At 56.3% G+C, this 23,018-nt stretch carries 24 protein-coding genes; 11 read left to right on the top strand and 13 right to left on the bottom strand.

The window, feature by feature from the left end; translation table 11 throughout:
* Positions 1-2: 2 nt before the first annotated feature.
* The gene (coaE, locus tag CPAR_RS05840; protein ID WP_012502388.1) at positions 3-635 is read left to right on the top strand and encodes a dephospho-CoA kinase; all 633 of its coding nucleotides are present in this window, start codon (positions 3-5) and stop codon (positions 633-635) included.
* Here coaE and CPAR_RS05835 read toward each other — a convergent pair.
* A complete protein-coding gene (locus tag CPAR_RS05835) occupies positions 627-1,652 on the bottom strand; it encodes an alpha/beta hydrolase (protein WP_012502387.1) in 1,026 nt (341 codons plus the stop codon). The genes coaE and CPAR_RS05835 overlap by 9 nt on opposite strands.
* Positions 1,649-2,638, bottom strand: a complete 990-nt coding sequence (gene tatC, locus CPAR_RS05830; RefSeq protein ID WP_012502386.1) for a twin-arginine translocase subunit TatC — start codon at positions 2,636-2,638, stop codon at positions 1,649-1,651. The genes CPAR_RS05835 and tatC overlap by 4 nt, the downstream gene beginning before the upstream one ends.
* 302 nt (positions 2,639-2,940) lie before the next feature.
* Here tatC and CPAR_RS05825 point away from each other — a divergent pair, with 302 nt between their 5' ends.
* From CPAR_RS05825 to CPAR_RS05805, 5 genes are all read left to right on the top strand, one after another.
* Positions 2,941-3,915, top strand: a complete 975-nt coding sequence (locus CPAR_RS05825; protein WP_012502385.1) for a polyprenyl synthetase family protein — start codon at positions 2,941-2,943, stop codon at positions 3,913-3,915.
* 54 nt (positions 3,916-3,969) lie between these two features.
* Complete coding sequence (locus CPAR_RS05820; protein ID WP_012502384.1) at positions 3,970-4,701, top strand: PASTA domain-containing protein; 732 nt, start codon at positions 3,970-3,972, stop codon at positions 4,699-4,701.
* An 86-nt stretch (positions 4,702-4,787) separates the two neighbouring features.
* Positions 4,788-5,555 carry a sodium:calcium antiporter gene (locus CPAR_RS05815; RefSeq protein ID WP_232203873.1) on the top strand — a complete coding sequence of 256 codons (768 nt, stop codon included), beginning with the start codon at positions 4,788-4,790 and terminating at the stop codon, positions 5,553-5,555.
* Positions 5,556-6,076: 521 nt separating this feature from the next.
* Complete coding sequence (locus CPAR_RS05810) at positions 6,077-6,727, top strand: hypothetical protein (protein ID WP_012502382.1); 651 nt, start codon at positions 6,077-6,079, stop codon at positions 6,725-6,727.
* Positions 6,728-6,997: 270 nt separating this feature from the next.
* Positions 6,998-7,675 carry a class I SAM-dependent methyltransferase gene (locus CPAR_RS05805; RefSeq protein WP_012502381.1) on the top strand — a complete coding sequence of 226 codons (678 nt, stop codon included), beginning with the start codon at positions 6,998-7,000 and terminating at the stop codon, positions 7,673-7,675.
* A gap of 114 nt (positions 7,676-7,789) precedes the next feature.
* On the opposite strand, the gene CPAR_RS11000 is transcribed toward CPAR_RS05805, so the two are convergent.
* The 7 genes from CPAR_RS11000 to radA form a co-directional block, all read right to left on the bottom strand.
* A complete protein-coding gene (locus tag CPAR_RS11000; RefSeq protein WP_012502380.1) occupies positions 7,790-7,957 on the bottom strand; it encodes a hypothetical protein in 168 nt (55 codons plus the stop codon).
* Positions 7,958-8,082: 125 nt separating this feature from the next.
* Positions 8,083-8,415, bottom strand: coding sequence for a DUF2934 domain-containing protein (locus tag CPAR_RS05800; protein WP_012502379.1), 333 nt, complete (start codon positions 8,413-8,415; stop codon positions 8,083-8,085).
* 218 nt (positions 8,416-8,633) lie between these two features.
* Positions 8,634-9,668 (bottom strand): ABC transporter permease, encoded by a 1,035-nt coding sequence (locus tag CPAR_RS05795; protein ID WP_012502378.1) that lies wholly within the window; start codon positions 9,666-9,668, stop codon positions 8,634-8,636.
* A 14-nt stretch (positions 9,669-9,682) separates the two neighbouring features.
* Complete coding sequence (locus CPAR_RS05790; RefSeq protein ID WP_012502377.1) at positions 9,683-11,221, bottom strand: ABC transporter ATP-binding protein; 1,539 nt, start codon at positions 11,219-11,221, stop codon at positions 9,683-9,685.
* An 11-nt stretch (positions 11,222-11,232) separates the two neighbouring features.
* Positions 11,233-12,189 (bottom strand): zinc-dependent alcohol dehydrogenase, encoded by a 957-nt coding sequence (locus CPAR_RS05785; protein ID WP_012502376.1) that lies wholly within the window; start codon positions 12,187-12,189, stop codon positions 11,233-11,235.
* 25 nt (positions 12,190-12,214) lie between these two features.
* Positions 12,215-12,556 carry a phage holin family protein gene (locus tag CPAR_RS05780; RefSeq protein ID WP_012502375.1) on the bottom strand — a complete coding sequence of 114 codons (342 nt, stop codon included), beginning with the start codon at positions 12,554-12,556 and terminating at the stop codon, positions 12,215-12,217.
* Between the two features lie 167 nt (positions 12,557-12,723).
* Positions 12,724-14,094: a DNA repair protein RadA gene (gene radA, locus CPAR_RS05775; protein ID WP_012502374.1), complete on the bottom strand. Its 1,371-nt coding sequence runs from the start codon at positions 14,092-14,094 to the stop codon at positions 12,724-12,726.
* A gap of 353 nt (positions 14,095-14,447) precedes the next feature.
* Between radA and CPAR_RS05770 the strand changes: the two genes are divergently transcribed.
* The 5 genes from CPAR_RS05770 to aroQ all read left to right on the top strand — a co-directional run bounded on the left by CPAR_RS05770 (position 14,448) and on the right by aroQ (position 19,058).
* Positions 14,448-15,014 carry a DUF3109 family protein gene (locus CPAR_RS05770; RefSeq protein ID WP_012502373.1) on the top strand — a complete coding sequence of 189 codons (567 nt, stop codon included), beginning with the start codon at positions 14,448-14,450 and terminating at the stop codon, positions 15,012-15,014.
* An 8-nt stretch (positions 15,015-15,022) separates the two neighbouring features.
* Positions 15,023-16,480 (top strand): RNA polymerase factor sigma-54, encoded by a 1,458-nt coding sequence (gene rpoN, locus CPAR_RS05765; RefSeq protein WP_012502372.1) that lies wholly within the window; start codon positions 15,023-15,025, stop codon positions 16,478-16,480.
* A 21-nt stretch (positions 16,481-16,501) separates the two neighbouring features.
* Positions 16,502-17,047, top strand: coding sequence for an ATP-dependent protease subunit HslV (gene hslV / locus CPAR_RS05760; protein ID WP_012502371.1), 546 nt, complete (start codon positions 16,502-16,504; stop codon positions 17,045-17,047).
* A 73-nt stretch (positions 17,048-17,120) separates the two neighbouring features.
* Complete coding sequence (gene hslU / locus CPAR_RS05755; protein ID WP_012502370.1) at positions 17,121-18,593, top strand: ATP-dependent protease ATPase subunit HslU; 1,473 nt, start codon at positions 17,121-17,123, stop codon at positions 18,591-18,593.
* An 18-nt stretch (positions 18,594-18,611) separates the two neighbouring features.
* Entirely contained in the window at positions 18,612-19,058 is a 447-nt protein-coding gene (gene aroQ / locus CPAR_RS05750) for a type II 3-dehydroquinate dehydratase (protein WP_012502369.1), read from the top strand.
* A 64-nt stretch (positions 19,059-19,122) separates the two neighbouring features.
* On the opposite strand, the gene CPAR_RS11155 is transcribed toward aroQ, so the two are convergent.
* The 4 genes from CPAR_RS11155 to priA form a co-directional block, all read right to left on the bottom strand.
* Positions 19,123-19,503 carry a tetratricopeptide repeat protein gene (locus tag CPAR_RS11155; protein WP_332130397.1) on the bottom strand — a complete coding sequence of 127 codons (381 nt, stop codon included), beginning with the start codon at positions 19,501-19,503 and terminating at the stop codon, positions 19,123-19,125.
* A 69-nt stretch (positions 19,504-19,572) separates the two neighbouring features.
* Positions 19,573-19,959, bottom strand: coding sequence for a hypothetical protein (locus tag CPAR_RS11150; protein WP_049755829.1), 387 nt, complete (start codon positions 19,957-19,959; stop codon positions 19,573-19,575).
* Positions 19,956-20,498, bottom strand: a complete 543-nt coding sequence (locus CPAR_RS05740) for a DoxX family protein (RefSeq protein WP_012502368.1) — start codon at positions 20,496-20,498, stop codon at positions 19,956-19,958. Before CPAR_RS05740 ends, CPAR_RS11150 begins: the two co-directional genes overlap by 4 nt.
* Positions 20,499-20,564: 66 nt before the next feature.
* Positions 20,565-22,997, bottom strand: a complete 2,433-nt coding sequence (gene priA / locus CPAR_RS05735) for a replication restart helicase PriA (RefSeq protein WP_012502367.1) — start codon at positions 22,995-22,997, stop codon at positions 20,565-20,567.
* Between the last annotated feature and the right edge of the window lie 21 nt (positions 22,998-23,018).

The raw sequence follows: 23,018 nt of genomic DNA, 5'->3' as shown, positions 1-23,018 counted from the left end.
GCATGGAGCGTTTACCATTGCTTGTCGGAGTTACCGGCGGCATCGGCAGCGGCAAAAGCACGGTTTGCGCCATGCTTGTCGGGATGGGCTGCGAGCTGTTCGAGGCCGACCGCGTCGCCAAAGAGCTTCAGCTTCAGGATCCCGAAGTCATTGCCGGAATCAAGGCGTTGTTCGGCAGCGAAGTTTATCACTGCGACGATTTGGGCGTACTTTCGATCGATCGCAAGCTCATCGCCTCGGTTGTCTTTTCCGACAGCCGGAAGCTTGAGGCTCTCAATCGCCTGATTCATCCCAAAGTCGGGGAGGCCTTCCAGCGCGAAATTTTACGCTGTGCAAAAGAGGGGAAAAGGATTTTGTGCAAGGAGGCGGCAATTCTGTTCGAGTCCGGAATGTATCACGAGCTTGATCGTATCATCGTGGTGGCGGCAAACGACGGCTTGCGTCTGGAGCGCGCCGTGGAGCGAGGCATGGGCACTCGTGAAGAGATCAAGCGGCGCATGAAAGCGCAGTGGCCGCAGGAGCAGCTCATCAAGAGGGCTCACTACGTGATCTTCAACGACGGCACTCTCGACGAACTGCGCGCGCAGGTCGAGCAGGTGTATCAAAGCCTCGAAAGTCTGGTCGCGTCACTCTGAAATCGCTTCTGCCAGCAGTGGCAGCGAAGCCCGGTAACGATAGGATGTGTCGGTGTGAGTGTCAGGAAATTCTTCGTATCGGTGCGCAATACCCAGTTCGTTTGCTCTCGTGGTAAAGCTCCGGTGCCCGAACTGGAGGTTGTACTCGTCGAGCGATCCGCAGTCCAGGTAGAGCAACCGGAGCGATCCGAGCGCATCCTGATAGCGAGGCTCTTCAAGCATCGTGAGTGGATCGAAGCTTTTCCAACGCTCCCAGCGTTCCGGAATAAGCTGGCAGGTGTGTGGCTCGAATGGCAGGTGCATGTTTGACGGCGCAGGCTTCGATGGGTCGGGATCGTAGCAGGCAGCCATTGCCATGATGTCGAGCAGCGTAAACTCTCCCTTTGGTTTTTTGTCGAGTGACTCCCAGCGCTGGAAAAAAGCCTCAATACTTCCATCATAGCGTTCGAGAATGCGTGCAGCGTTCGGGAAGTTCGGGCGGTAGCAAAGCTCGAAATCCATATCTCCGCTGTGGCAGGCTAGGGCTGAAAAGCGATCAGGATGCCTCATGCCGAGCCTCAGCGCGCCGAACCCGCCAGATGATTTACCGACAATTGCGCGGTGACGGGCTTCCGGAAGGGTGCTGAATTTGCGGTCGATCACGTCGATCAGTTCCCCGGTCAGGTAGGTTTCATATGCGCCGGTCGCCGCTGAGTCGACATATTGGGAGCCTCCGTACCGGGTCATGCAGTCCGGCATAACCACGATCGTTTCCGGCATCGAACCCTCACGAATCAGCCTGTCAATCATCTCCGGCACGGTTTGCCGACCGAATCCATAGTTCAGGAAGCTCATGCCGGTCGAGGCAAATCCTGCCAGCAGGTAGATCACCGGAAAGCTTTTCGTGCCATCGTAGGATGGCGGGAGATAGACCGGTACGTAACGCAGCGCCGGATCGCCAAGGGGGTTGTTTTTCAGTACCTCGCTCTTTACAGGCTCGAATACCAGGTTCGGTCGGCGTGCCTCAGACCGGTTCATACCTGACTCTCCTGCATCTGCTGCTTGTTGCGCTTTTTCTGCACTGCGGCCGAAATGTAGATGCTGATTTCATACAGCAAAATCATAGGCACGGCGATAACCGTCTGGGTCACCATGTCGGTCGAAGGGGTGACGATGGCCGCCACCACCAGCATGGTCACCACGGCGTGACGTCGGTAGAAGCGCATGAAGGCCGGCGTGAGCAGGCCGATTTTGGACAGCACGTACGAGAGGAAAGGCAGCTCGAACACCAGCCCCGTCGTCAGCAAGGTGCCCATGAAGAAGCTGATATAGTCCTGAATGGCGATGTTGTTGGTGATGAGTTCAGAACCGAATCCGGCAAAGAACTTCAGCGAAATGGGCAGGAAGACAAAGTAACCGAAGGCGATGCCGGAAAAGAAGCAGACCGAGATGAACAGGATAATGAAACGGCTGGCCGCTTTTTCCGTGTCGTGCAGGCCGGGCTCCACAAATTTCCATATCTGCCAGACAAGAAAGGGAAAGGCAAGAACGAAGGCCGAGAAAAAGATAACCTGAAAATAGAGTGAGAGCTGGCCATACGGCACCAGGTTCTGCAGGTGAATGTCGGGACCACTTTTCTTGAGCGGGCCAATGAGCACGTCATTGACCAGATAGTCGGAAAAGAATGCGCTGGCAATGGCCGCCACGAGGAAAGCGATTCCCGCCCTGATGAGCCTCCAGCGAAGCTCTTCGAGATGATCGATGAATCCCATCCCTTCCGCTTCCTGTTCCTGGTCGGCATCAGCTTCCTCTGCGGTCGCCGGGGTCTGTTCGCTTTTTGCGGTCAGCGCGCCTACCGCCGCTTCGGCCGCTTCGAACGTCTCAATTTCCGACGACTCTTCAGGCGCGTCACTGTTTTCCTGTACAAGCTCTTCGGCCTTGACGGGAAGCAGTTCATCTCCGTTGTTGTTCTCGGCTCCTGTGCCGTCCGTTGGCGGTATGGTTGGTTCGCTGTCGTTACTCATCTCGAATTACGGAGGCGGATTGCCGTGAATGGTAGCCACTGTTCAGGAAAAAATCGGGAGGGATGTTGGGCCGCATGCTTTGAATGCCTGCAGGAACAGCCCGTAATCCGTTTTATAGTAAGAAAGATAGCCTTTGTGCGCAAATGGTTTTTTAGGTTGCCCTTCCAAGCCGGGAGTGGCGGGAACGGCTTGCTGCGCTTGGCGATTTGTTCAATCATGGAAATATCGATAACTTCACCCGGTTTCAACCCAAGCGCAATTCCGCCGGGCATTCGAGCGCACACACATAGTCAGGAACGTCTGTGAATATCAATGAGGTTACCTCTTCGGTTGCCGAAGAGCTGAAATTGTTCCAGGAGCGGTACAAAACCGTTCTGCACTCCAGCAACACTCTGGTTGACAAGGTTACCCGCTACGTTCTTCGGCAGCAGGGCAAACAGATCAGGCCGACGCTGGTGATTCTGGGCGCTAAGGTGTGCGGGGGAGTCGGCGACGTGACCTACCGCGGGGCTATCATGGTCGAACTGCTCCATTCGGCCACGCTGATTCACGATGACGTGGTGGACGGCGCCGAGATGCGGCGCGGGATTCCATCGATCAACGCGCTCTGGAAAAACAAGATTTCCGTTTTGATCGGTGACTACCTGCTCTCCAAAGGGTTGCTTTACTCGCTTGAAAACAGCGATTACCGTTCGCTTCATCTAGTGTCGGAGGCTGTCCGGCGCATGAGTGAAGGTGAAATTCTCCAGATTCAGAAGACCCGCAGTCTCGACATCACCGAAGAGGATTACCTGAGTGTCATTGCTGACAAGACCGGTTCGCTGATCGCCACATCCTGCGCCATCGGCGCGGCAAGCGCCACCGATTCCGAAGAGGAGATCGCCAGGCTCAAGCACTATGGCGAGTTTCTCGGGTTGGCGTTCCAGATCAGGGATGACCTGCTCGACTACACCGGTGACTCCAAAAAAACCGGCAAGCAGCTCGGCATCGACATCAAAGATCGCAAGATCACCCTTCCGCTGATCTATGCGCTGCGCCAGTCTGACAAGGCGGAGCAGAACAAGATCAAATCGATTCTGAAAAGTTCAAAGAAGCGCTCGGTCCGAAGCGGCGAAGTGATCGATTTCGTCACCCGGAAAGGGGGGCTTGAGTACGCAGCGACTGTCGCCGAAGGCTTTGCCGACAAGGCGCTCGAATCGATTGCCAATTTTCCTGAAAGCCCCGCGCGGCGTTCTCTTGAACTGCTCGTCGATTTTGTCATGAAGCGCCAGCATTAAGAAGCTTTTAATGTTTGAGACGTTCGTCAGGTATCAACACACCAGCCCCTACAGATGAAGAAAGTTCTGATAGTCATTCTGCTGTTTTTCGCAGCGATTGTCGCCATCGACAAGCTTCTGCTGCCTTACTATACCGAGATCGGGCAACAGACCGTTGTTCCTGATGTGCGGAACATGACCTATGCGCAGGCTTCCAAAGCCTTGGAAAAAGTCGGGCTGAAGGCGATGAAGAGTTACAATGTGCGCTACCTGCCCAATGTGTCGCCGGATCAGGTGATCGATCAGGTGCCAGCACCTTCATCGGTGGTCAAGCCAGGTCGCAACGTCTATCTGGTTCTGAACCGCAAAGATAAACCGAACTACCCGATGCCGGATCTGAGTGGCCGTACCGAGCATGAGGCTCGACAGGCGCTTGAGCGGATCGGCATGGTTATTTCCGATGTGCAGACCCAGGCTATATCCGAGCCCGACCAGGACGGTCGTGTGCTCAGCCAGTCGGTGCCACCCGATGTGGTGCTCAAATCTGGCAGCGAAGTGTCGTTTATTGTTGGTAAGCTCGAACAGGAGCCGACCGGCACGAGGCGCGTGATCGTGCCCGATGTGCTCGGCATGTCGGTCGATCAGGCGCGTGGCGTGCTGATTCGAAGCGGCTTGTCGCTCGGCAAGGTCAGCTATGAGCGCTCGATGCTTCTGGTGCCTGATACGGTTATCGGTCAGAAGCCTTCGGCTAACGAGATGGTTCAGTACGGCCAGTCGGTCGACATGACTGTCGCTGAGGCAGAATGACCTTATCGCCCACGCCTTGTTATGGCTGAGTGGCGCTTTTTCTGCTTTCACCTGCGTTGCTCATGACATTTTCAGAGGTGCCCCTGATGAATGATTATGTTCTTCTACTGACCGGTATCGCGTGCGCTGGATTCGGCGGAGAGCTGTTTGTCCGGGGTACGGTCGGTATCGCCTCCGTCCTGCGTATTGCACCATCAGTTATTGCGGTCACCATTGCGGCATTTGCGACATCCAGTCCGGAGCTTTCTGTTGCAATCAACTCTGGGCTGGCCGGGAAGTCCCAGCTCTCTCTCGGTGACGCACTCGGCAGCAACATCGTCAACATCTCGCTTGTCCTGGGTTTTACGCTGCTCATCTCCGGGATTCCGGTCAGCAAAGAGGTCTTGAAACGCGATGCACCGGTGGCTATTCTGGTGCCCTTGCTGATCGCAATTTTTCTCATTGACAACATCATCGATCGGCTCGAAGGTCTGTTCATGCTCGTCTTTTTCGGCGCGTGGATGGCAACAACGCTGAAACAGGCCCTTAAAGAAAGGGCTCCAGCTGGTGGTAGGGTAAGGACAGTCGACAGGCTCGTGCCCTTGCTTCAGGGGGTCGGGGGGCTGATTCTGCTTGTCGTTGCCGGGCGGCTGATTGTCGTTTCCACGGCCGGCATCGCCAGGGATTTTGCGATCGACGACTTCATCATCGGCGCGACGCTTGTAGCGTTCGGAACATCCGTGCCTGAACTCGCCTCGACCGTACTGGCAAAAATAAAAGGGCACGATGAAATCGGCGTCGGAACGGTTCTTGGCAGCAACATCTTCAACAGCCTTTTTTATTGTTCCCATTGCGGCTATCATCAAACCGATTAAAGTTCCGCTCCCGGAAGTCGCTCCCGCGCTTTTTTTCGGTGTCCTGTCGCTCCTGATCGCCCTTCCGCAGCGCAATACCAGGCTGGTGCGCCGCAGGCAGGGGGTGCTTCTGGTGCTGATGTACTCCGTGTATGTGATGACGCTTTTCTTTTTCAGCCGGTGAAGGGCAGGAAGCTGCTCATTTGGTTCTGATTTGATCCGGAATATCCGAGAATGTCTATTGTTATATCTAGTCTGTTCGATGATGTACAATTGCTGTTTTGTAGTATTAAGAGGTTGTTTTTTGTGTATAAATGAGATACTTTAAAGGCGGTTTAACTAGCCTCTACTCCTATACTTTCGAACAGCAAAATCTGGTAAGCGTTTATGAGTTTTGAGTACAGTATTTCACATTGTTTTAGATGATAGAGCGTGTCAAATAGTGCTAACTATTTTTAATAAATTTATCATACTTGATCTGCTTTGCTTTATTACACTTTTATATTAATTAGTTTTTCTTAATCAACCTCAAAAGCGACAATATGTTTAAATATCTTCGCATCTTCTCATTCCTAGCTATTTTTGTATTTGTTGGTTGCGCATCACCAACCATTTACACAAAACCTGAATTTTCTGATGTTACGAAATCTCATCGGAAAGTAGCTATTCTCCCATTTACTGTAAACATTGATTCAAAAAATCAATCGAAGGATTTTACTGTTGAAATGGCAAGAAAAGCCGAAAAGGATGAAGGGTATTTATTCCAGCAGCAGATTTACGCTCAGTTCCTCAAACAGCAGTCAAAAGGTAGGTATACAGTTGATTTTCAGGATGTCGAATACACGAACTTCCTTTTGCGTAAAGGTGGTATTACCTATGAAAATATAATGAATTATACAAAATCAGACCTTGCAAGAAAACTCGGTGTTGATGCGGTGATATCCGGTACGATCAAGCGTACAAAGCCAATGTCGGGAACTGGGGCAGCAGTATTAGGTATTTTGGTTGGTTATTGGGGATCAACCAATAAAGTTGATGTTTCCTTGAATCTCTATGGTGAGAAATCAAATGATTTACTCTGGAAATATGATCACGAAGCATCCGGTAGTGTAGGTAGTTCTCCTGAGAGGCTTGCGAAATCTTTGATGAAGGGAATTTCAAAAGATTTTCCCTATAAAAGACAGAGGAACTGAGACTCAGGTTCTGTAAATTCTTAATAGAATAGGCTGTCTTGGAGGCAAGATTTCAGGGCAGCCTATTTTGCATTTGCAGAAAACAGGCTTTTTATCTCGCGATTGTGCCGTGTGTTTTTTAGATATATGTGGCGCTGTACAAATAAGCTTAGCAATGAAATACGGATTTGGTGACGTTATAATGTACTCCGTGTATGTGATGACGCTTTTCTTTTTCAGCCGGTGACGGATACCGTTCATTTTCGGGAATTCATCAAGCCTCAAAACAGCATGAACATTGCCGCCTTGTTTGACCGTTGCGCGACAGGATACGACCGTGACCGCCCCAAACTCGTGCCCTGCTTTGACCAGTTTTACGGCGCAGCTATGTGGATGATTCCGTTTCCGTCCGATGCGCTGCTCCGCGTGCTCGATCTCGGCTCGGGCACAGGTCTTTTTGCTGCGATGGTAGCAGAGGCGCATCCGAATGCCTTGTTGCATCTTACGGACATTTCGGAAGCGATGCTCGGCGTGGCGCGTCAACGGTTCGCCGGAAATTCACAGGTCAGCTTTGCCGTGCAGGAGCATCTCGCACTCATCGACGAATCTGCGTTCGATCTGGTGATGTCCGCTCTGTCGATTCACCATCTCGAAGATGAAAGCAAGCGCGAGCTTTTTGGCAAGATATTCCGTGCTTTGCGCCCCGATGGCATGTTCATCAACGCCGACCAGGCGCTCGGCACAACGCCGGAAGAAGAGGCGGACTACGAACGCCAGTGGCTCGCCGATGTCGCAGCCAATGGCGCGACTGCCGAAGCGATTGAAGCTGCGAAGGCACGAATGCGCGCCGACAGGAATACTACGCTTGCCGATCAGTTGCGATGGCTCGAAGAGGCGGGATTCCGCGAGGTGCGTTGCCGGTATTCACGAGCGCGGTTCGTGGTGTATGGGGGATGGAAGAGTGGATAGTTGCTGAACATGCGTTTTCAGCTTATGCCTGGCGCATTCAAACACAGTGACGGATGATGGTCGGGGCAAAAGAGGTTGAAAACCTCTCTGTCTCTGAACCTTTGCGGATGAACTTCACCGGTAGTTGGTATTTTTGTACTCTTCGCGCATGTCTTTGATGCCGGTTGTGCGGTCGTTGCCGTCGCTGATGATGCCGAAGTATTCAAGGATGATTCTGAACACAAGCCAGAGACCGGCGAAAAGGAGGCGGATGCTTTCGGCAATGGAGCTGAAGAACTTCATGGATGATGACGTTAAATATTGGCCAGGAAGGGTTAGAACGCTTCCCGCCGTGTACTGGGAAAACCTGAATATAAAAAAGCCATTCGATGAATGGCTTTTTTCATTGTCAGAATTCAAGAACGCGGTTATCCCTTAATCTGTTTCTCAGCCTCAGTCCAGTCATCTTCGTGACCGCCGTGGGTCATGCCGCGTTCCACCCAGCGGTAGTAGGCAGCGACGCGGATCTGCTCTTCGGTCATTTCCGGTGCAGCTGCTGCGGGTTTACGGGTTCTGGTCGTTTTAGCCGGTTTGGTTGCCCCTGCGGCTGTTTTTTTTGTGGTTCCGGCTTTTGTGGTTTTTGCGCTGTCCGATTTTTTTGCGGCTTTCGGTTTGGCTTCAGCAGTCGTGGCAGCTTTTTTGGTGGTTTTCTTCTTGGCCGGAGTTTCCGGGGTTTCAGAAGTGGTTGCTTTTTTTGCCATGGTATTCAGGTCTTCTTCGAGAAAGAAATTCGATAAATGAGAGTATTTCTGTGCAGAACGCTCCGTAAAAAATGGGCCTCCTGTCGGCAGGAAAGATAACCAATTAAGGCGATGAGTGTAAGGTGAATCGTCACTTTTTCACCAAGGTGTAACTGAAAAAGTGACGAGTGGAGGGTAAGGTTTAAGCGCTGTTCAGTCCTATTCTAAAACCTTGCTTTTCAACCTCTTTTCAGCCCTGTTTTGAAAAGAGCGGGGAAGCTGATAATCGAGAGGATTGCGATGGCTTGCACCATCATGAAGATGTCTTTGGGCACCATCGTGTTGACGGCCAGACCTCCGTAATCGAGCCAGGCGAAGAGGAGCGCCGAGACGATGATCCACACCGGATTCGATCCGGCCAGCAGCGCAACGGCGATACCGATGAATCCGACTCCAGAGGTCAGCCCTGCTTCGTACCAGTGCTTGTAGCCGAGCACGAGGTTCGCTGCGCCGAGTCCGGCCATCGCTCCGCCGAGCGCCATGGCTCCGAGGATATGCCGATCCGTCGCGATTCCCGCGTGGCGGGCGGCGTCGGGGTTGAGGCCGGAGGCGATCATCGCGTAGCCGTAGCGCGAGCGGTAGAGCAGAATCGCCGCACCTGCGGTCACGCTGAACGCGATGAAAAGTGAAAGGTTCGCCGGGGAGTGCCAGTTAAGGCCGAAAAGCTGGTCGAAGCCGGGCAGGATACCGCCGGAGATGATCTCCGGAGTGTGTACGGTTGACGGCACGGCGAAATAGTTGGTGAGCAGGTAGCCGACCAAGCCAAGCGCGATGAAATTGAGCATGATGGTCGAGATCACCTCGTTGACGCCGTAGCTCACTTTCAGCCAGCCAGCCAGCAGCCCCCACGCTCCGCCAGCGGCCATTGCCGCGAGCATTAACACCGGTATGGCGACGAGGGCAGGCGTGCCTGCCGGGAGCGCGATACCGCAGAGCGCGGCGGCGAAGGCGCCCATCAAAAGCTGGCCTTCGCCACCGATGTTGAAGAGGCGCACCTTGAAGGGCAGCGCCACGGCGAGGCCGGTGAAAATGAGCGTCGTCGCCCGGAACAGCACCTGCCCGCTGCCGTAGCCGGAGGAGACGGTCGAACGCAGCATCTTTTGCCAGACGGCGAGCGGATCGCTTCCCGAGGCCACGATGATGAGGCTGCCCGCCACGAGGGCGAACAGAAGCGACAAAAGCGGGATGAACGGTTCGATGCGTTTCGGCGACATGTGCGGGCGTGGTTTCAGGTGATGTGCAGGCCGATCTCTTTCTCGAAGCCCGACTCGTGCTCACGTCCCTGGCGCACCTCAGCTTCGGTGAACTCGTGCCGGATCACGCCTTTATAGAGGCAGCCGATGCGGGTCGAGAGCGCGATCAGCTCTTCGAGTTCGGAGGAGATGAGCAGAATGGCGAGGCCTTTCTGGCGGGCATCGATGATCCGTTTGTGAATCTGCTCGATTGCGCCGATATCGACGCCGCGCGTGGGCTGGGCGAGCACGAGCAGCTTGAGCCCGGGGCGCTCCATTTCACGTGCCACCACCACCTTCTGCTGGTTGCCGCCCGAGAGTGACGCAACGGGCGGATTCGCGCCGGGCGCGCTGCTCCGGATGTCGTAACGTTCGATCATCGTAGCGGCGTTCTTGCGGAGGGTTTCGCTATCGAAACCGATGCCGCGATGAAATGCTGGTTCCCGATGCCGTCCCAGAATCAGATTTTCCGCGATGCCGTATTCGGCCACGACGGCCGATTTGAGGCGGTCTTCGGGAATCATCGACACGCCGAGTCCGGCAATCTCTGTCGGGCTCAGGCCGAGCGCAGATTGACCTCCGATCCGGATCGCGCCTTCGGTTCTGCCGTCGCGGTCGAACGTGCCCCACAAGAGCGAGAGCAGTTCGCTCTGGCCGTTGCCCTCCACGCCTGCGATGCCGTAGATTTCACCTGCGTGTACCGTAAGGCTGAGTCCCCGCAGCTTTTCGATCCCTTGCGGCGAAACGTATCGCAGCTTGTCGATGGAGAGCACCGTCGCTTCCGGCGTCTGTTCCGGATTGTCGGTGCGCAGCAGCACATCGCGGCCCACCATCATCCGCGCCAGCTCCTCCTTGCTCGTCTCTGCGGTCTGCACGGTGCCGACCAGCTTGCCCTTGCGCATGACGCTCACTGCGTCGGAGATAGCGAGTACTTCGTCGAGCTTGTGGGTGATGAGCAAAATCGTTTTCCCTTCGGCCACCAGCGAGCGGAGCGTGGCGAAGAGCCGCTCGGTTTCGGGAGGGGAGAGCACTGCGGTCGGTTCGTCGAGAATCAGGATGTTCGACTTCCGGTAGAGCAGCTTGAGAATCTCCACCCGTTGCTGCTGGCCGACCGAGAGTGACGATACCAGCGCGTTGGGCTCGATGTCGAGTCCGTGCTGTTTACCTAGCTTTTCGATTTCGTCGCCGAGTCGTTTTGACGGCAGCATAAAACGGCTGCCTTCCTTGCCGAGCATGATGTTTTCGGCAGCGGTCAGCGTCGGTACGAGCATGAAGTGCTGGTGAACCATGCCGATGCCTGTGTCGATAGCCTCTCGCGTTGAGCTGAAGCTGCGCTTTTTGCCGTCGATTTCAATGGTGCCGGAGTCGGGATGAAGCAGCCCGTAGATGATGTTTGACAGGGTGCTTTTGCCTGCGCCGTTTTCGCCGACCAGCGCGTGGATCGTGCCCGCTTCGATCGACAGGCTGACGCCGTCGTTGGCCTTGAGGTTGCCGAACTGTTTGGTGATGCCGGAGAGCTTTACTGCCGTCGCCATGCAGCCTCCGCCTAAATCCAGCTCAGCACTGTCTTGATCGCCTCCTTGCTGTCGAGGGCGACCCGGTAGGCAAGTTCGAACTGCTCGACCGGAAAGACGTTGGTGAAGAACTTTTCGGTATCGAGCACCTCCTGATCGAGCAAGGCCTGGGCGTCATCGAGGTGCCGGCGCTCGGTAACGCTGGAGCAGATGATCACCGGTTCCTTGTGCTGAATCAGCCGGTAATCGTAGCCGAGCACTTCGTAGCTGCCCATGAGCAGCGTTTTGGCCCGCGGTTTCATCAGGCGCATCGACTTTTCGATCATCAGAATGCGACCGGTGGTTTCGATCACCAGATCGTAACTGTCGTTGAAGTCCGAAGTGAAATCGGCGATGTCGATGGCGATGTTTTCGGCATGGGAAAGCTGGCCGCGAAGGGGGAACACCTCAAGCGCATCGACCTGCCTGACGCCTCGATGATAGAGGTACTCCGAAACCATCAGGCCTACCGAGCCGAGGCCGAGGATGAGCACGCGCATCGACGGGTCGAAATCGATCTTTTCCATCGCAGTGAGCACATAGGCCACCAGACCGGTTAGCAGGTCGCGGTGAATCGGCTCTCGGCCGAGCGGCAGCACGTTCTCTTCGGAGGTGGGAATCACTTCAGCGTGGCAGCCGTAATACGGGTCAATGCCGACCCAGCGGTCGCCCTTGAAGGCATAGACGAAATCGCCCTCTTTGACCCCGGTTACCTCTGGGCCGGTGTGCATCACCTGGCCGATGGTTTCGCTGCCCGGCATCACCGGATAGGCGAGCACCTTGTGCGAAACCGGCTTGTTGGTCAGAAGCAGTCGGTCAAGGCCCGGCGTGATGGTGCTGGCGATGGTCCTGACGAGAACGTCACGTGGCCCGTCGGCCACATACTTCACGGACTGGAGCTTGAGCTTGTTGGCTTTGAGGAGGACGAGGGCCTGTGCTTCTCCCTGCATGGTCGTCTGTCGATTGTCTTGAGTTTCAGATGTTCAGTACGGCGTTCATGAGCCATGAGACCACGCTGATGCAGACTGAGCCGAGCACGGCCCACCAGAAACTCTGTACGCCGAAGCTGTCTACCAGCACAGCGGCGAGTTGCAGCATGAGCGCGTTGATGACCAGCATGAAGAGCCCGAGCGTGAGGAGCAGGAGCGGAATCGAAAAGAAGACCAGCACCGGCTTGAGGAGTGCGTTGACGAGGCCAAGCACCAGCGCTACGATGAGCGCCGCACCGAAGCTTTTGATGGTAATGCCCGGCAGCATGTTGGCAGTCACGTACACCGCCGTAGCGCTGATGAGCCAGTGAATCAATATACTGAACATGGTGATCTCCTTTCTTTGCGTAACGTTTCAATTCTTGCGCTTCTCTGCTCTTCCAATGTAAGACATTTCAGGTAAAATGGCAGAAAACCTGTAGGGGCGTCTTGTGCCTGCCCAACCCTGCCTGGCATCGCTATTCATCTCGCCCAAGCCGTTCCCATTTTTCCTCTTCAAACCCCCATCGCTTCGAGCGCTTCGTGCAGCGTTCGGCAGCCGTGGATTCTGATCGGCAGCTTTTTGATCGACGCTTTCAGCTCGCGTGTGTTCGACTCCGGCAGCACGATCGATTTGAAGCCGAGATGCACCGCCTCGCGGATGCGGCGCTCACCGTCGCTGATGGCGCGCAGCTCGCCTGATAGGCCGATCTCGCCGCAGCAGCAGGCGGTCGGGTTGCACGGCTTGTCCTGCAATCCGGAGGCGACGGCAGCGGCAATGGCCAGGTCTGCAGCCGGTTCGACCAGTTTCAGGCCGCCCGCGATCTTGACGAACACATCCTGCCCGGCGGTCTGGAACTGCAAGCGCTTTTCGAGCACGGCGAGGATGATGGCGATGCGCTTGAGGTCGAATCCGGTGCTGATGCGCTGCGGCATCGAGTAGCCGGTTCGCGACACCAGCGCCTGCACCTCCACCATCAGCGCGCGTGACCCCTCGATTCCGGCTAGCACTGCCGTGCCGGGTACGTCCGTGCGTCGATCTGAAATGAAGAACTCTGACGGGTTCGAGACCTCTGTCAGGCCGTCTTCCTCCATCTTGAAGACGCCGATTTCGTTGGTCGGGCCGAAGCGGTTTTTGACCGAGCGGACGATGCGGTAGCGCTGGTAGTTTTCGCCCTCGAACTGGATGACCGTATCGACCATGTGCTCCAGCGCCTTCGGCCCGGCCAGTGACCCCTCCTTGGTGATGTGGCCGATGATGAGCAGGATGAAGTTCTGCTCCTTGGCCGCGCGGATGAGCGAGGCGGCGCATTCGCGAATCTGCGTGATGGTGCCTGCCGAACTCTGGTAGTCGCTCGAATAGACGGTCTGGATTGAATCGACGATCACCATTTCCGGCTGCTCGTTCGCGATGGCGTCGAGGATGCGTTCGAGCGCCACTTCGGAGACGAGCCGCAGGTTCGGAGCCTTGATTGAGAGCCTCCTGGCGCGTTCGCGAATCTGGTTCGGCGACTCCTCGCCCGCGACGTACAGCACTTTTTTGCCCGCCAGTCGCGGAACGAGTTGGATCATCAGCGTCGATTTGCCGATGCCCGGTTCACCGCCGACGAGGATCGCCGAAGCCTCCATCAGCCCGCCGCCGAGTACGCGGTCGAGCTCGCCGATGCCGGTCATCAAGCGGTGGAATCCCTCCGGAGGGGTGTCATCGAGGTTCTGCACTTCAGGTATGGAGCCGGCTGGGCGCTTCTTGCGGGTTTTGGCGTCCGGTTCTTCGGCGTGGGTTTCAACCAGCGTGCCCCAGCTCTGGCACTCGAAGCAGCGCCCCTGGTATTTCAGCGAAACTGCTCCGCAGGCCGAGCAGATATAACGAACGGTCGATTTAGCCATGAAACGGTGCTTTCTGTCGATTTTTTTCGCAAAGCCCGCAGCTTTGCAACTTTCAACTCTATTGATTACATAGAGTGCGTTGATGCAGAGGTCTTGCTGTTTTGAATGCAACTTCTGCGCGCAATGTTCCGTTGAAGATACGATGATATTGTCATTCCGCCGATACCTCTCGAAACGACTCTATTGGCTTTTCTTTGCGAGAATCAGGGACGAGGGGGGCATGATGAATGTTCAAAGCACAAGACAGTGAAGAGCCTTCAAATTCGTACGCAGATTTTCCATTCCGTTTTTCCCACCCATCCAGGCCGGTTTTGTCGAGCCACGCCGCCGGTTCCGGTATTCCATTACTGAAGATGTCCGTTGTTTCCATCGGTGAAGTGCTTGTCGATCGCGCCGTGCTTGACGCAAAGTTCAGTTGCCCTCTCGAGCTGTGCAAGGGAGAGTGCTGTGTCGAAGGCGAGCTTGGTGCTCCGATCGACGAAGCCGAGGCGCACTATCTCGAAAGCGTCGTCGAGCCGCTCCGTCCTGTGCTGCCGGAACGTGCGCTCAAGTACATCCGTCGCCATGGCTGCACGGAAATCTATCAGGGCAACCTCTACACCCGCACTATCGACGAGCGTGAATGCGTCTTCGTCATCCACGAGAACGGTATCGCGCTCTGCGCTGTCGAAGCGGCGTGGAAACGGGGGGAGCTGTCGGCCACCAAGCCCCTGTCATGCCGACTGTTCCCGATCAGGGTGCGGAAAAAGTTCGGATTGGATTATCTTGTTTATGAACAGCATGCCATGTGCCGCGAGGCCCGTCGTCAGGGCGCGGAACAGCAGGTCAGGCTCATCGATTATGTCGCCGCGCCCCTCATCGAACGCTACGGGCGCGAGTGGTACAACAGCCTGAAGGAATTTGTCGATTTATCCTCCTGAAGTAATTCATGGCCGAGATCAGGCTACAGCAGAGGCAGACCCAGAGCCTCCAACTGACCGCCCAGCAGGTGCTGACCAGTCAGTTGCTCCAGCTTCCGCTCAACCAGCTTGAACAGCGGATTTACGAAGAACTGCAAGAAAATCCGATGCTCGAACTGGTCGAGGAGCGTAGCCAGCCTGATTCTCGGGACGGAACCGCTCCGGCGGCCGGGGTTGACGATTCTCAGGAGATGTTCGATTCGGAAGGGCGCTTCGACCGTGCTGCTCTCAAAGAGCGCAGCAGCGACAAGGCTCCGGGCATCTCTGCCCGATCGTCCGGCTCGTCATCGGGTGGCGAGGATCGCTTTTTCCAGGCTGTGCAGCACGATACGTTCCACGAGCAGTTATTACGCGAATTGTCGTTTCAGGAGGGGATAGGTCAGCGCGAGGTGCTCATTGCTGCCGAAATTCTCGGCAATCTCGACGGCGACGGCTACTTCACCGAGGAGCCGGAGGTGATCATCGACGGGCTCCGGGAGGCGGATATCGAAACCGACGAAGCTGAAATCCGGGCGATCCAGAAGCGCATCTGGTATCTCGATCCGCCCGGCGTGGCGGTTGCCGATCTCCGCGAGCGACTCTTGGTGCAGCTCTCGGTCTTCGATCACGACCACGATCCGGCAGCGGTGAAGCTTGCTCGCACGATCCTCGAAAAGTCGTTCGACGATTTCATGAACAAGCGCTTCGACCGCCTGCTGAAAAAGCTCGATATCGGCAAGCAGCAGCTCGAAGAGGCTATCGGAGTGATTACGTCGCTCGATCCGCATCCTGCCGGTGTGTTTGTCGATGAAGGAGGGCACTATATCTCTCCGGATTTCATCGTGACCTATGAAAACGGCGCGTTGACCGCCGTGCTGAACGATCGGAGTAGCTTGTCGGTCCGGGTCTCGGACGAGTATCGCGAGGTGCTTGCAAAGCGGATGGTGCCTACCGCAGACCGGCAGTTCATGCGCAAAAAGCTCCAGCGCGCGAACGACTTCGCCACGGCGCTGCAGATCAGGCGGCAGACTCTGCTGAAGGTAATGGAGACCTTGCTGATCGCCCAGGCCCGTTTTTTCATCGACGGCCCGCGCTATCTCCAGCCGCTGGTGATGAAGACCGTGGCTGAAGAGAGCGGTTACGATATTTCAACCATCAGCCGCGCGGTCAACGGCAAGTACGTCCAGACCCGCTATGGTGTGTTCGAGTTGAAATACTTCTTCAGCGGCGCGCTTTCGACCGACGAGGGCGAAGAGTTGTCGTCGAGAATCATCAAGGCGCAACTTCGTGAGATTATCGAAGCGGAGAATCCGGCAAAGCCGCTCAGCGACGACCGGTTGGCCGAACTGCTTGGCGAAAAAGGGGTGAAGATCGCCCGCAGAACGGTTGCAAAATACCGTGAACAAATGCAAATTCCAGTTGCAAGATTAAGAAAAAGAATAGGTTAAACTCATTATTACGATAGCTCTATGGGTCAGCAAAAACCGCAGATACGATCGACTACAGTCCTCGGTGTGCTCAGGGATGGCAAGGCCGCGCTCGGCAGCGACGGCCAGATGACGCTCGGTAACACCGTGATGAAACACTCAACCCGCAAAATTCGTAGCCTCTACCAGGGCAAGTTCGTGACCGGATTTGCCGGAGCTACCGCCGACGCGCTCACCCTGCTCGAACGGTTCGAGGCGAAGCTCGAAGCCTACAGCGGACGGCTTGACCGCGCTGCCGTGGAGCTTGCAAAAGACTGGCGCACCGACAAATACCTTCGCCGCCTCGAAGCGATGCTGGCCGTCGTCAGCTCCGACAAGGCGCTCATCATCTCCGGTACCGGCGACGTGATCGAGCCGGAGGACGGCATCGTGGCCATCGGGAGTGGCAGCATGTACGCGCTGGCTGCGGCACGGGCGCTCATGAAGCACACTACGCTTTCCGCCGAAGAGATCGTTCGCGAAAGCCTGCAAACGGCCGCCGAAATCTGCATCTATACCAACGACCACATTGCTATTGAAACCCTCTGATGTCGGCTTTACGGCAGCAAGGGTTCACTTTATGAACTTTTGAACGAACTCAATGAATAAGGATTCTCAGGAAATGTCATCATCCAGCGATCTTCAGAACCCTTCGGTAAAGTTGATCGGCGACGAGCAGCTCACGCCGAGCCAGATCGTTGAACAGCTCGACAAATACATCATCGGCCAGAAGGATGCCAAGAAATCTGTGGCCATCGCCCTGCGCAACCGGCTGCGCCGCCAGAACGTCAGCGAAGAGCTTCGCGACGAAATCATGCCGAACAACATCATCATGATCGGCCCAACCGGCGTCGGTAAAACGGAAATCGCCCGGCGGCTGGCCAAGCTCGCCAAAGCGCCGTTCGTGAAGGTGGAGGCTTCGAAGTTCACCGAGGTCGGCTATGTCGGCCGGGATGTCGAATCGATGATCCGTGACCTGGCCGAGCAGGCGGTAGCGATGGTGCGCAGCGAAAAATCGGAAGAGGTGCGCGAAAAGGCGGCCTTGCTGGTCGAAGAGCGTTTGCTCGATATTCTGTTGCCTCCTGTCAGTGGTATTGAGGAGCAGGAGAGCGAAGGCGATGAGGAGGGGCTGGTTGTTTCGGGTGATGAGGTGACCGGTGACGAGCGAAACCTCGAACGCGAAATCAACCGGAAGAGCCGCGAAAAGATGCTCGAACGGCTCCGCAGCGGGCGGATGGAAGACCGGCAGATCGAAATCGAGATCAGCAGCGATGGGCAGGGCGGCATGATGCAGATTTTCGGGCCGCTCGGCCAGATGGAAGATCTCGGCGGCATCATGCAGGATTTGATGAGCGGTATGCCGAAGAAGAAGAAAAAACGCCGCCTGACCATTGCCGAAGCGCGCAAGCTGCTCGAACAGGAGGAGGTGCAGAAGCTCATCGATATGGACGTGGTTGTCAAAGAGGCGCTCCGCAAAGCCGAAGAGTCAGGCATCGTGTTCATCGACGAAATCGACAAAATCGCCGCGCCGACCACCGGTGCGGGCGGCAAAGGCCCCGATGTAAGCCGTGAAGGTGTCCAGCGCGATCTGCTGCCGATTGTCGAAGGTTCGGCGGTTTCCACCAAGCACGGCATCGTCAAGACCGATCACGTGCTTTTCATCGCTTCGGGGGCGTTCCACGTGGCCCGTCCGTCCGACCTCATTCCCGAACTGCAGGGCCGTTTCCCGATCAGGGTCGAACTGAAAAGCCTCACCGAGGAGGACTTCTTCCTGATTCTGACCCAGCCGCGCAACGCACTGATCAAGCAGTATCGCGCCATGCTTCTGACCGAGGAGATCGACCTCGAATTTACCGAAGATGCGATCCGCGAAATCGCCAGGACGGCCGCCAAGGTGAACGAGACCGTCGAAAATATCGGCGCTCGCCGTCTGCACACCATTCTGACCAATCTGCTCGAAGAGCTGATGTTCGGTATTCCCGAAATGGTCAAGGACGGCAGCATTGACAAACATGTGGTTATCGATGCCGAAAAGGTTCGCGAGAAGCTTGGCAAGATCGCTGCTGACAGAGATCTCAGCCAGTACATCCTCTAATCGAAACACGGAGCAGCCATGAAACCCGTCTCCATTCTGGTGATGAACGGCCCGAATCTTTCGCGACTCGGCAAACGCGAGCCGGAGATCTACGGTAGCCTGACGCTTGATGACATCAACCGTGGCCTTGCTGATGCGTTTCCAGAGGTGACCTTCGAGTTTTTTCAGTCCGAGTACGAAGGTGCGTTGCTGGAAAAGCTCTTCGAGCTTGAAGACCGGGGCGGTTGCTCCGGCGTGGTGCTCAACGCTGGTGCACTGACGCACTATTCGATTGCCCTGCGTGATGCAATCAGCGCCGTGATCATGCCTGTGGTTGAAGTGCATCTCTCCAATGTGCACAAGCGTGAAGGGTTCCGCCGAACCTCGGTCATCTCAGAGGTTTGTGTCGGAGTGATCGGAGGGTTTGGCGCCGACAGTTATCACCTTGGGGTGCAGGATCTGCTGAAACGGGTTGAGAAGGAGTGAGAGGATTTCAGGGTCTGAAATCCAGGCTAATGTAAAAAGGCGGTTCATGAACCGCCTTTTTACATCAATCATCCAGTTTTTTCTTCAGCTTCCGGATCAGCTCCCTGATTTCGTCGAGTCGCCTGATGTCGCTTTTCATAAGCACCGGTTTGTTTTCAGCGGCAAGGAGAATGTCGAGCGCCTCTTTGTCCCGATTTTCCTCAAGATAAAGAAGCGCGAGCTCGTGGTAGTGCCTGATGACTCTCGGGTTGAGGCTGATCGCTTTTTTGAAATCCTGCTCGGCTTTCTCCCGGCTTCCTTCTGGCATTTTTCCTACAAACGTCCCACCCATGAAGCGGCTGAACCAGCCGATATTGGAGACCTGAAAGTTGTATGAGCCGAGCATCGACCAGGCGACGTCGTCGTTCGGGTTCAGCGCGAGTGCTTTGTCAAGCTCGTGTTTGATTTCTGCGGCTCGCGCCAGCTTCTCTTTCGATCCGAGCTTGTCGGATTTTACGGCCAGGGCGGCGGCCAGCTAGGTGTGGGCACTGGCGTTGGTGCTGTCGATTTGCACCGCTCTCCGGCCGTAGTTGACCGCTTTCGTGTAAAATGGCATGCGTCGCTCCTTTTCATCCGGGTCGATGGCCTCGGCCATGCTGATGTTCAGGCGGGCGAGTTTCCAGTACAGAGCCGCAGAGTTTGGCGCGATGGGCAGAAGGCTGCTGTAGAGCGAGTCGGCTTTTTCGTACTTCAACGACAGGTATGCGCTGTCGGCTGCATCAAGTATCGCGGTCTCTTCTTCGGTGAGCGCATAACCGATTCCGCATGGTGTCATCAGCATGACGAGCAGGAGCAGCAGCGTGAAGCGTATCGAGGGCGTAGCGTATCGTTCCTGTTGCAGTTGTCTCGGGGCGTGAATCATTTGAAGAGCATTGAATTCGGATGTTTCCGGTGAAGCGATCGGTCAAGTCCCAACCACTGCCCGGTGGGCAGAACCATGAACAGTACGGACATGATAACGAGCGGCGGAATGGTTTCGTTATAGTAACCACCAGCAGCGAAGTTGAGCAACATGAAGAGCCCGAATGCCGCGTTGATGCGGGTTGTGACGCCGAGCAGCAGCGCAACGCCGATAATCAGTTCGCCGATGGTAACGATCCAGGCGATGGGCATGACCATCGGAATGGCAAAATGCGCCAGATAGGAAGCCTGGAATGCGGCGACAGAAGCCTCAAAAGAACCGGCGGTAGCGGTTTCCGCAGCCATCCGTAGCTCGCCCAGCCGCTCGGTGAAGTGTTGGGTCAGGATGTCGCCCCACATCCAGCCGTGCATGATCTTGTGGACGAATCCGTACAGAAAGAGCAGGGTGTAAAGATAGCGCAAAAGCAGCACGAGAATCACGCCCGAGGCTTTGAGCCAATGCGACTTAAGGTAACTGGTGTTCCACTGAAACTCTGTCATGGATTTCGGGTTGATTATTTCTGCGTTGTAACCGGTTTCGCAGAAATTTACGACAAAAAAAGCGTTTTACAGAAGATGCTGGGGATCGACATCGACGGTGATGACCAGGTTGTCACCTCGGAAAAGGCCGAGTGCGTCGTACTGTACCTGTCTGAGGAGCGAGCTTGGCAAACGGACGCCGAAGAGTTTCAGGATGAGCTGAAAGCGGAACCGCCCTTTCATTTTCATCATACCTGCCGGCGCGGGGCCGAGAATCGTGCCGATCTTTTCGGTTACGACCGGTTCGATTTTTTCCCGGAGCGCCATTGCGCCGCGTTCGGCGGCCTGTTCGGAGGGTGAGGAGCACTCGAACTTGATGAGTCTCGAAAAAGGCGGATAGCCAAGCTCTTTGCGGGTGAGCATCTCGGCTTCGAAGAAATGCCGGTAGTCGCTTTTCAGTACGTGGCTGAACAGCTCGTTGTCGCGGTTGTAGAGTTGAAGCAGCACTTCGCCAGGTCTCGATGCTCGTCCTGCTCGTCCCGACACCTGCGTCAGCAGCGAGTAGATGCGCTCCGAGGCGCGGAAGTCCGGCAGGTTCAGGCCTATGTCGGCCATCAGCACGCCAACCAGCGTGACGTCCGGAAAGTCCAGCCCCTTGGCCACCATCTGGGTGCCGAGGAGAATCCGAGCGGTTTTGTTGCGGAAGGCGGTCAGAATCGTGGCGTGGGCGTCTTTGGTAGAGGTGGTGTCGATGTCCATCCGCAAAATCTTCTCATCCGGAAACAGTTCACCCAGCTCCTCCTCGATGCGCTCTGTGCCGCTGCTTTTGTAGAACAGATTGCCGGATTTGCACGAGGGGCAGGTTTCGCGGAACGGCTCGATGTGGCCGCAGTAGTGGCAGCGGAGCGTCCGGTCGGTCGAATGGTAGACCAGCGGGATGTTGCAGTGGCTGCATTGCGGGGTGTGGCCGCATTCGAGGCAGAGCAGGCTGCCCGCAAAGCCGCGGCGGTTTTGCAAGAGGATGACCTGCTCGTCGCGCTTGAGGCGTTCGCGGATTGCGTCGTACAGCGCTCCGGAGATCGACGGCGTGACGCGCTGACTGCCGGGCATCCAGACCAGCTCGATTTTGGGCATTTGTGCCTGGTCGATGCGTTCGGGCAGTTCGAGCAGGGCGTATTTGCTTTCGACGGCATTGTGGTACGACTCGAACGATGGTGTGGCCGAGCCGAGCACGCAGATGGCGTTTTCGAACATGGCGCGCATCACCGCCGTGTCGCGAGCGTGGTAGCGTGGTGTGCGATCCTGCTTGTATGCTCCGTCGTGTTCCTCGTCCACGATAATCGCTCCGACATTCTCCAGTGGTGCAAACAGGGTCGAGCGCGCGCCGAGCGCGATGCGCGCCTTGCCCGTACTGAGCCGTTGCCACGCCTCGTACTTTTCCTGATCGCTCATGGCGCTGTGTATGATCTGGATTTCATCACCGAAATAGTGGCGGAAGCGGGCCGCGGTTTGTGGGGTGAGGGCGATTTCGGGGACGAGTACGATAGCTGTTTTGCCGCTGTCGAGCACCCGGCGCAGCAGCTCGATATAGACCAGCGTCTTGCCGCTGCCGGTCACGCCGTGCAACAGAAACGTCCGGAACCGCTCCTCTTCGAGCGACCCGGTCAGCGCGTCGAGCGCCTGCTGCTGGTGCCGGCTGAGCGCGGTGATCTCCTTCTGCACTTCGTCGAAGCGAAGCCCCTCCTTGAGTGGCGCGGCGATTTCGACTTTTTCGGCCAGCCCCAGCTCGACCAGTCCGTTCAGTACCGCTCTCGAAATGCCGCTTTCCTCGGCCCGGAGCGGCTTGTCGGGTTCAGCGAAGAGCAGCTCGAACGCCTCGCGCTTTCGCGGCGAGCGGGCGATCAGTTTTTCTGGCTCTTCGGGGAGCGTGGGGCTCAGCCGCCATGCCGTGACGGTTCTCGGCTTTGTTTCAGCAAAGCGCTTGGTGATTTTAATCAGCCCGCCTCTTTCGAGCTCGCCAAGTGTGGAGTAGAGCCCCTTTCTGCCGAGGCGTTTGCGGAGCTGCCGAACGGTCAGGCGCTTGTCGCGGCTCAGCATCTGCAGAATTTTCCGGCGCAAATCGGTGCTTTTAATTCGGGACTCCGGGCTTTCCAGACGGAAATCGCACAGCTCGATCACCTCGTCGACCGTGTTCCGCAGCGGCGCGGGAAGGGCGGTGGTGATGCAGTCGACGGGCCGGGCGACATAGTGATCCGACATCCAGAGCGCCAACCGCATCATCTGTGGTGTCAGTACCGGCCTGCCGTCGTTGAGCACGTCCAGCACCTCGCCGTCTACCGCATTCTCGCCTGGCTGTTCATCCAGAGACGCAACGTAGCCGATGTACGCCGAAGCCCTGTGTCCCCCGAGCTTCACCAGCACCTGACAACCGGTCTGCAGACGCTCTTCCAGCGCCTCTGGCACCGACAACAGGAACGGTTCGTCCCGATAGATTCTTTCAACGTAAACCTGTGCGCGCATCGAGGAGGTTGTTCAAGAGCG

The sequence above is a fragment of the Chlorobaculum parvum NCIB 8327 genome (assembly GCF_000020505.1).
In the GTDB taxonomy this organism is placed as follows: domain Bacteria; phylum Bacteroidota; class Chlorobiia; order Chlorobiales; family Chlorobiaceae; genus Chlorobaculum; species Chlorobaculum parvum_A.
The sequence above is the reverse complement of the archived record's forward strand: the minus strand, read 5'-3'. Positions and strand labels throughout refer to the sequence as shown.

Coding starts and splice junctions, on each gene's coding strand:
- CPAR_RS05795 (WP_012502378.1), bottom strand. CDS start 9,668: ATGTCGCCGAAACGCATCGAACCGTTCATCCCGCTTTTGTCGCTTCTG.
- priA (WP_012502367.1), bottom strand. CDS start 22,997: ATGCGCGCACAGGTTTACGTTGAAAGAATCTATCGGGACGAACCGTTC.
- rpoN (WP_012502372.1), top strand. CDS start 15,023: ATGGCCGAGATCAGGCTACAGCAGAGGCAGACCCAGAGCCTCCAACTG.
- CPAR_RS05810 (WP_012502382.1), top strand. CDS start 6,077: ATGTTTAAATATCTTCGCATCTTCTCATTCCTAGCTATTTTTGTATTT.
- CPAR_RS11150 (WP_049755829.1), bottom strand. CDS start 19,959: ATGATTCACGCCCCGAGACAACTGCAACAGGAACGATACGCTACGCCC.
- tatC (WP_012502386.1), bottom strand. CDS start 2,638: ATGAGTAACGACAGCGAACCAACCATACCGCCAACGGACGGCACAGGA.
- CPAR_RS05740 (WP_012502368.1), bottom strand. CDS start 20,498: ATGACAGAGTTTCAGTGGAACACCAGTTACCTTAAGTCGCATTGGCTC.
- CPAR_RS05785 (WP_012502376.1), bottom strand. CDS start 12,189: ATGCAGGGAGAAGCACAGGCCCTCGTCCTCCTCAAAGCCAACAAGCTC.
- aroQ (WP_012502369.1), top strand. CDS start 18,612: ATGAAACCCGTCTCCATTCTGGTGATGAACGGCCCGAATCTTTCGCGA.
- CPAR_RS05820 (WP_012502384.1), top strand. CDS start 3,970: ATGAAGAAAGTTCTGATAGTCATTCTGCTGTTTTTCGCAGCGATTGTC.
- CPAR_RS05815 (WP_232203873.1), top strand. CDS start 4,788: ATGAATGATTATGTTCTTCTACTGACCGGTATCGCGTGCGCTGGATTC.
- hslU (WP_012502370.1), top strand. CDS start 17,121: ATGTCATCATCCAGCGATCTTCAGAACCCTTCGGTAAAGTTGATCGGC.
- CPAR_RS05770 (WP_012502373.1), top strand. CDS start 14,448: ATGTCCGTTGTTTCCATCGGTGAAGTGCTTGTCGATCGCGCCGTGCTT.
- radA (WP_012502374.1), bottom strand. CDS start 14,094: ATGGCTAAATCGACCGTTCGTTATATCTGCTCGGCCTGCGGAGCAGTT.
- hslV (WP_012502371.1), top strand. CDS start 16,502: ATGGGTCAGCAAAAACCGCAGATACGATCGACTACAGTCCTCGGTGTG.
- CPAR_RS05835 (WP_012502387.1), bottom strand. CDS start 1,652: ATGAACCGGTCTGAGGCACGCCGACCGAACCTGGTATTCGAGCCTGTA.
- CPAR_RS05780 (WP_012502375.1), bottom strand. CDS start 12,556: ATGTTCAGTATATTGATTCACTGGCTCATCAGCGCTACGGCGGTGTAC.
- CPAR_RS11000 (WP_012502380.1), bottom strand. CDS start 7,957: ATGAAGTTCTTCAGCTCCATTGCCGAAAGCATCCGCCTCCTTTTCGCC.
- CPAR_RS05790 (WP_012502377.1), bottom strand. CDS start 11,221: ATGGCGACGGCAGTAAAGCTCTCCGGCATCACCAAACAGTTCGGCAAC.
- coaE (WP_012502388.1), top strand. CDS start 3: ATGGAGCGTTTACCATTGCTTGTCGGAGTTACCGGCGGCATCGGCAGC.
- CPAR_RS05805 (WP_012502381.1), top strand. CDS start 6,998: ATGAACATTGCCGCCTTGTTTGACCGTTGCGCGACAGGATACGACCGT.
- CPAR_RS05800 (WP_012502379.1), bottom strand. CDS start 8,415: ATGGCAAAAAAAGCAACCACTTCTGAAACCCCGGAAACTCCGGCCAAG.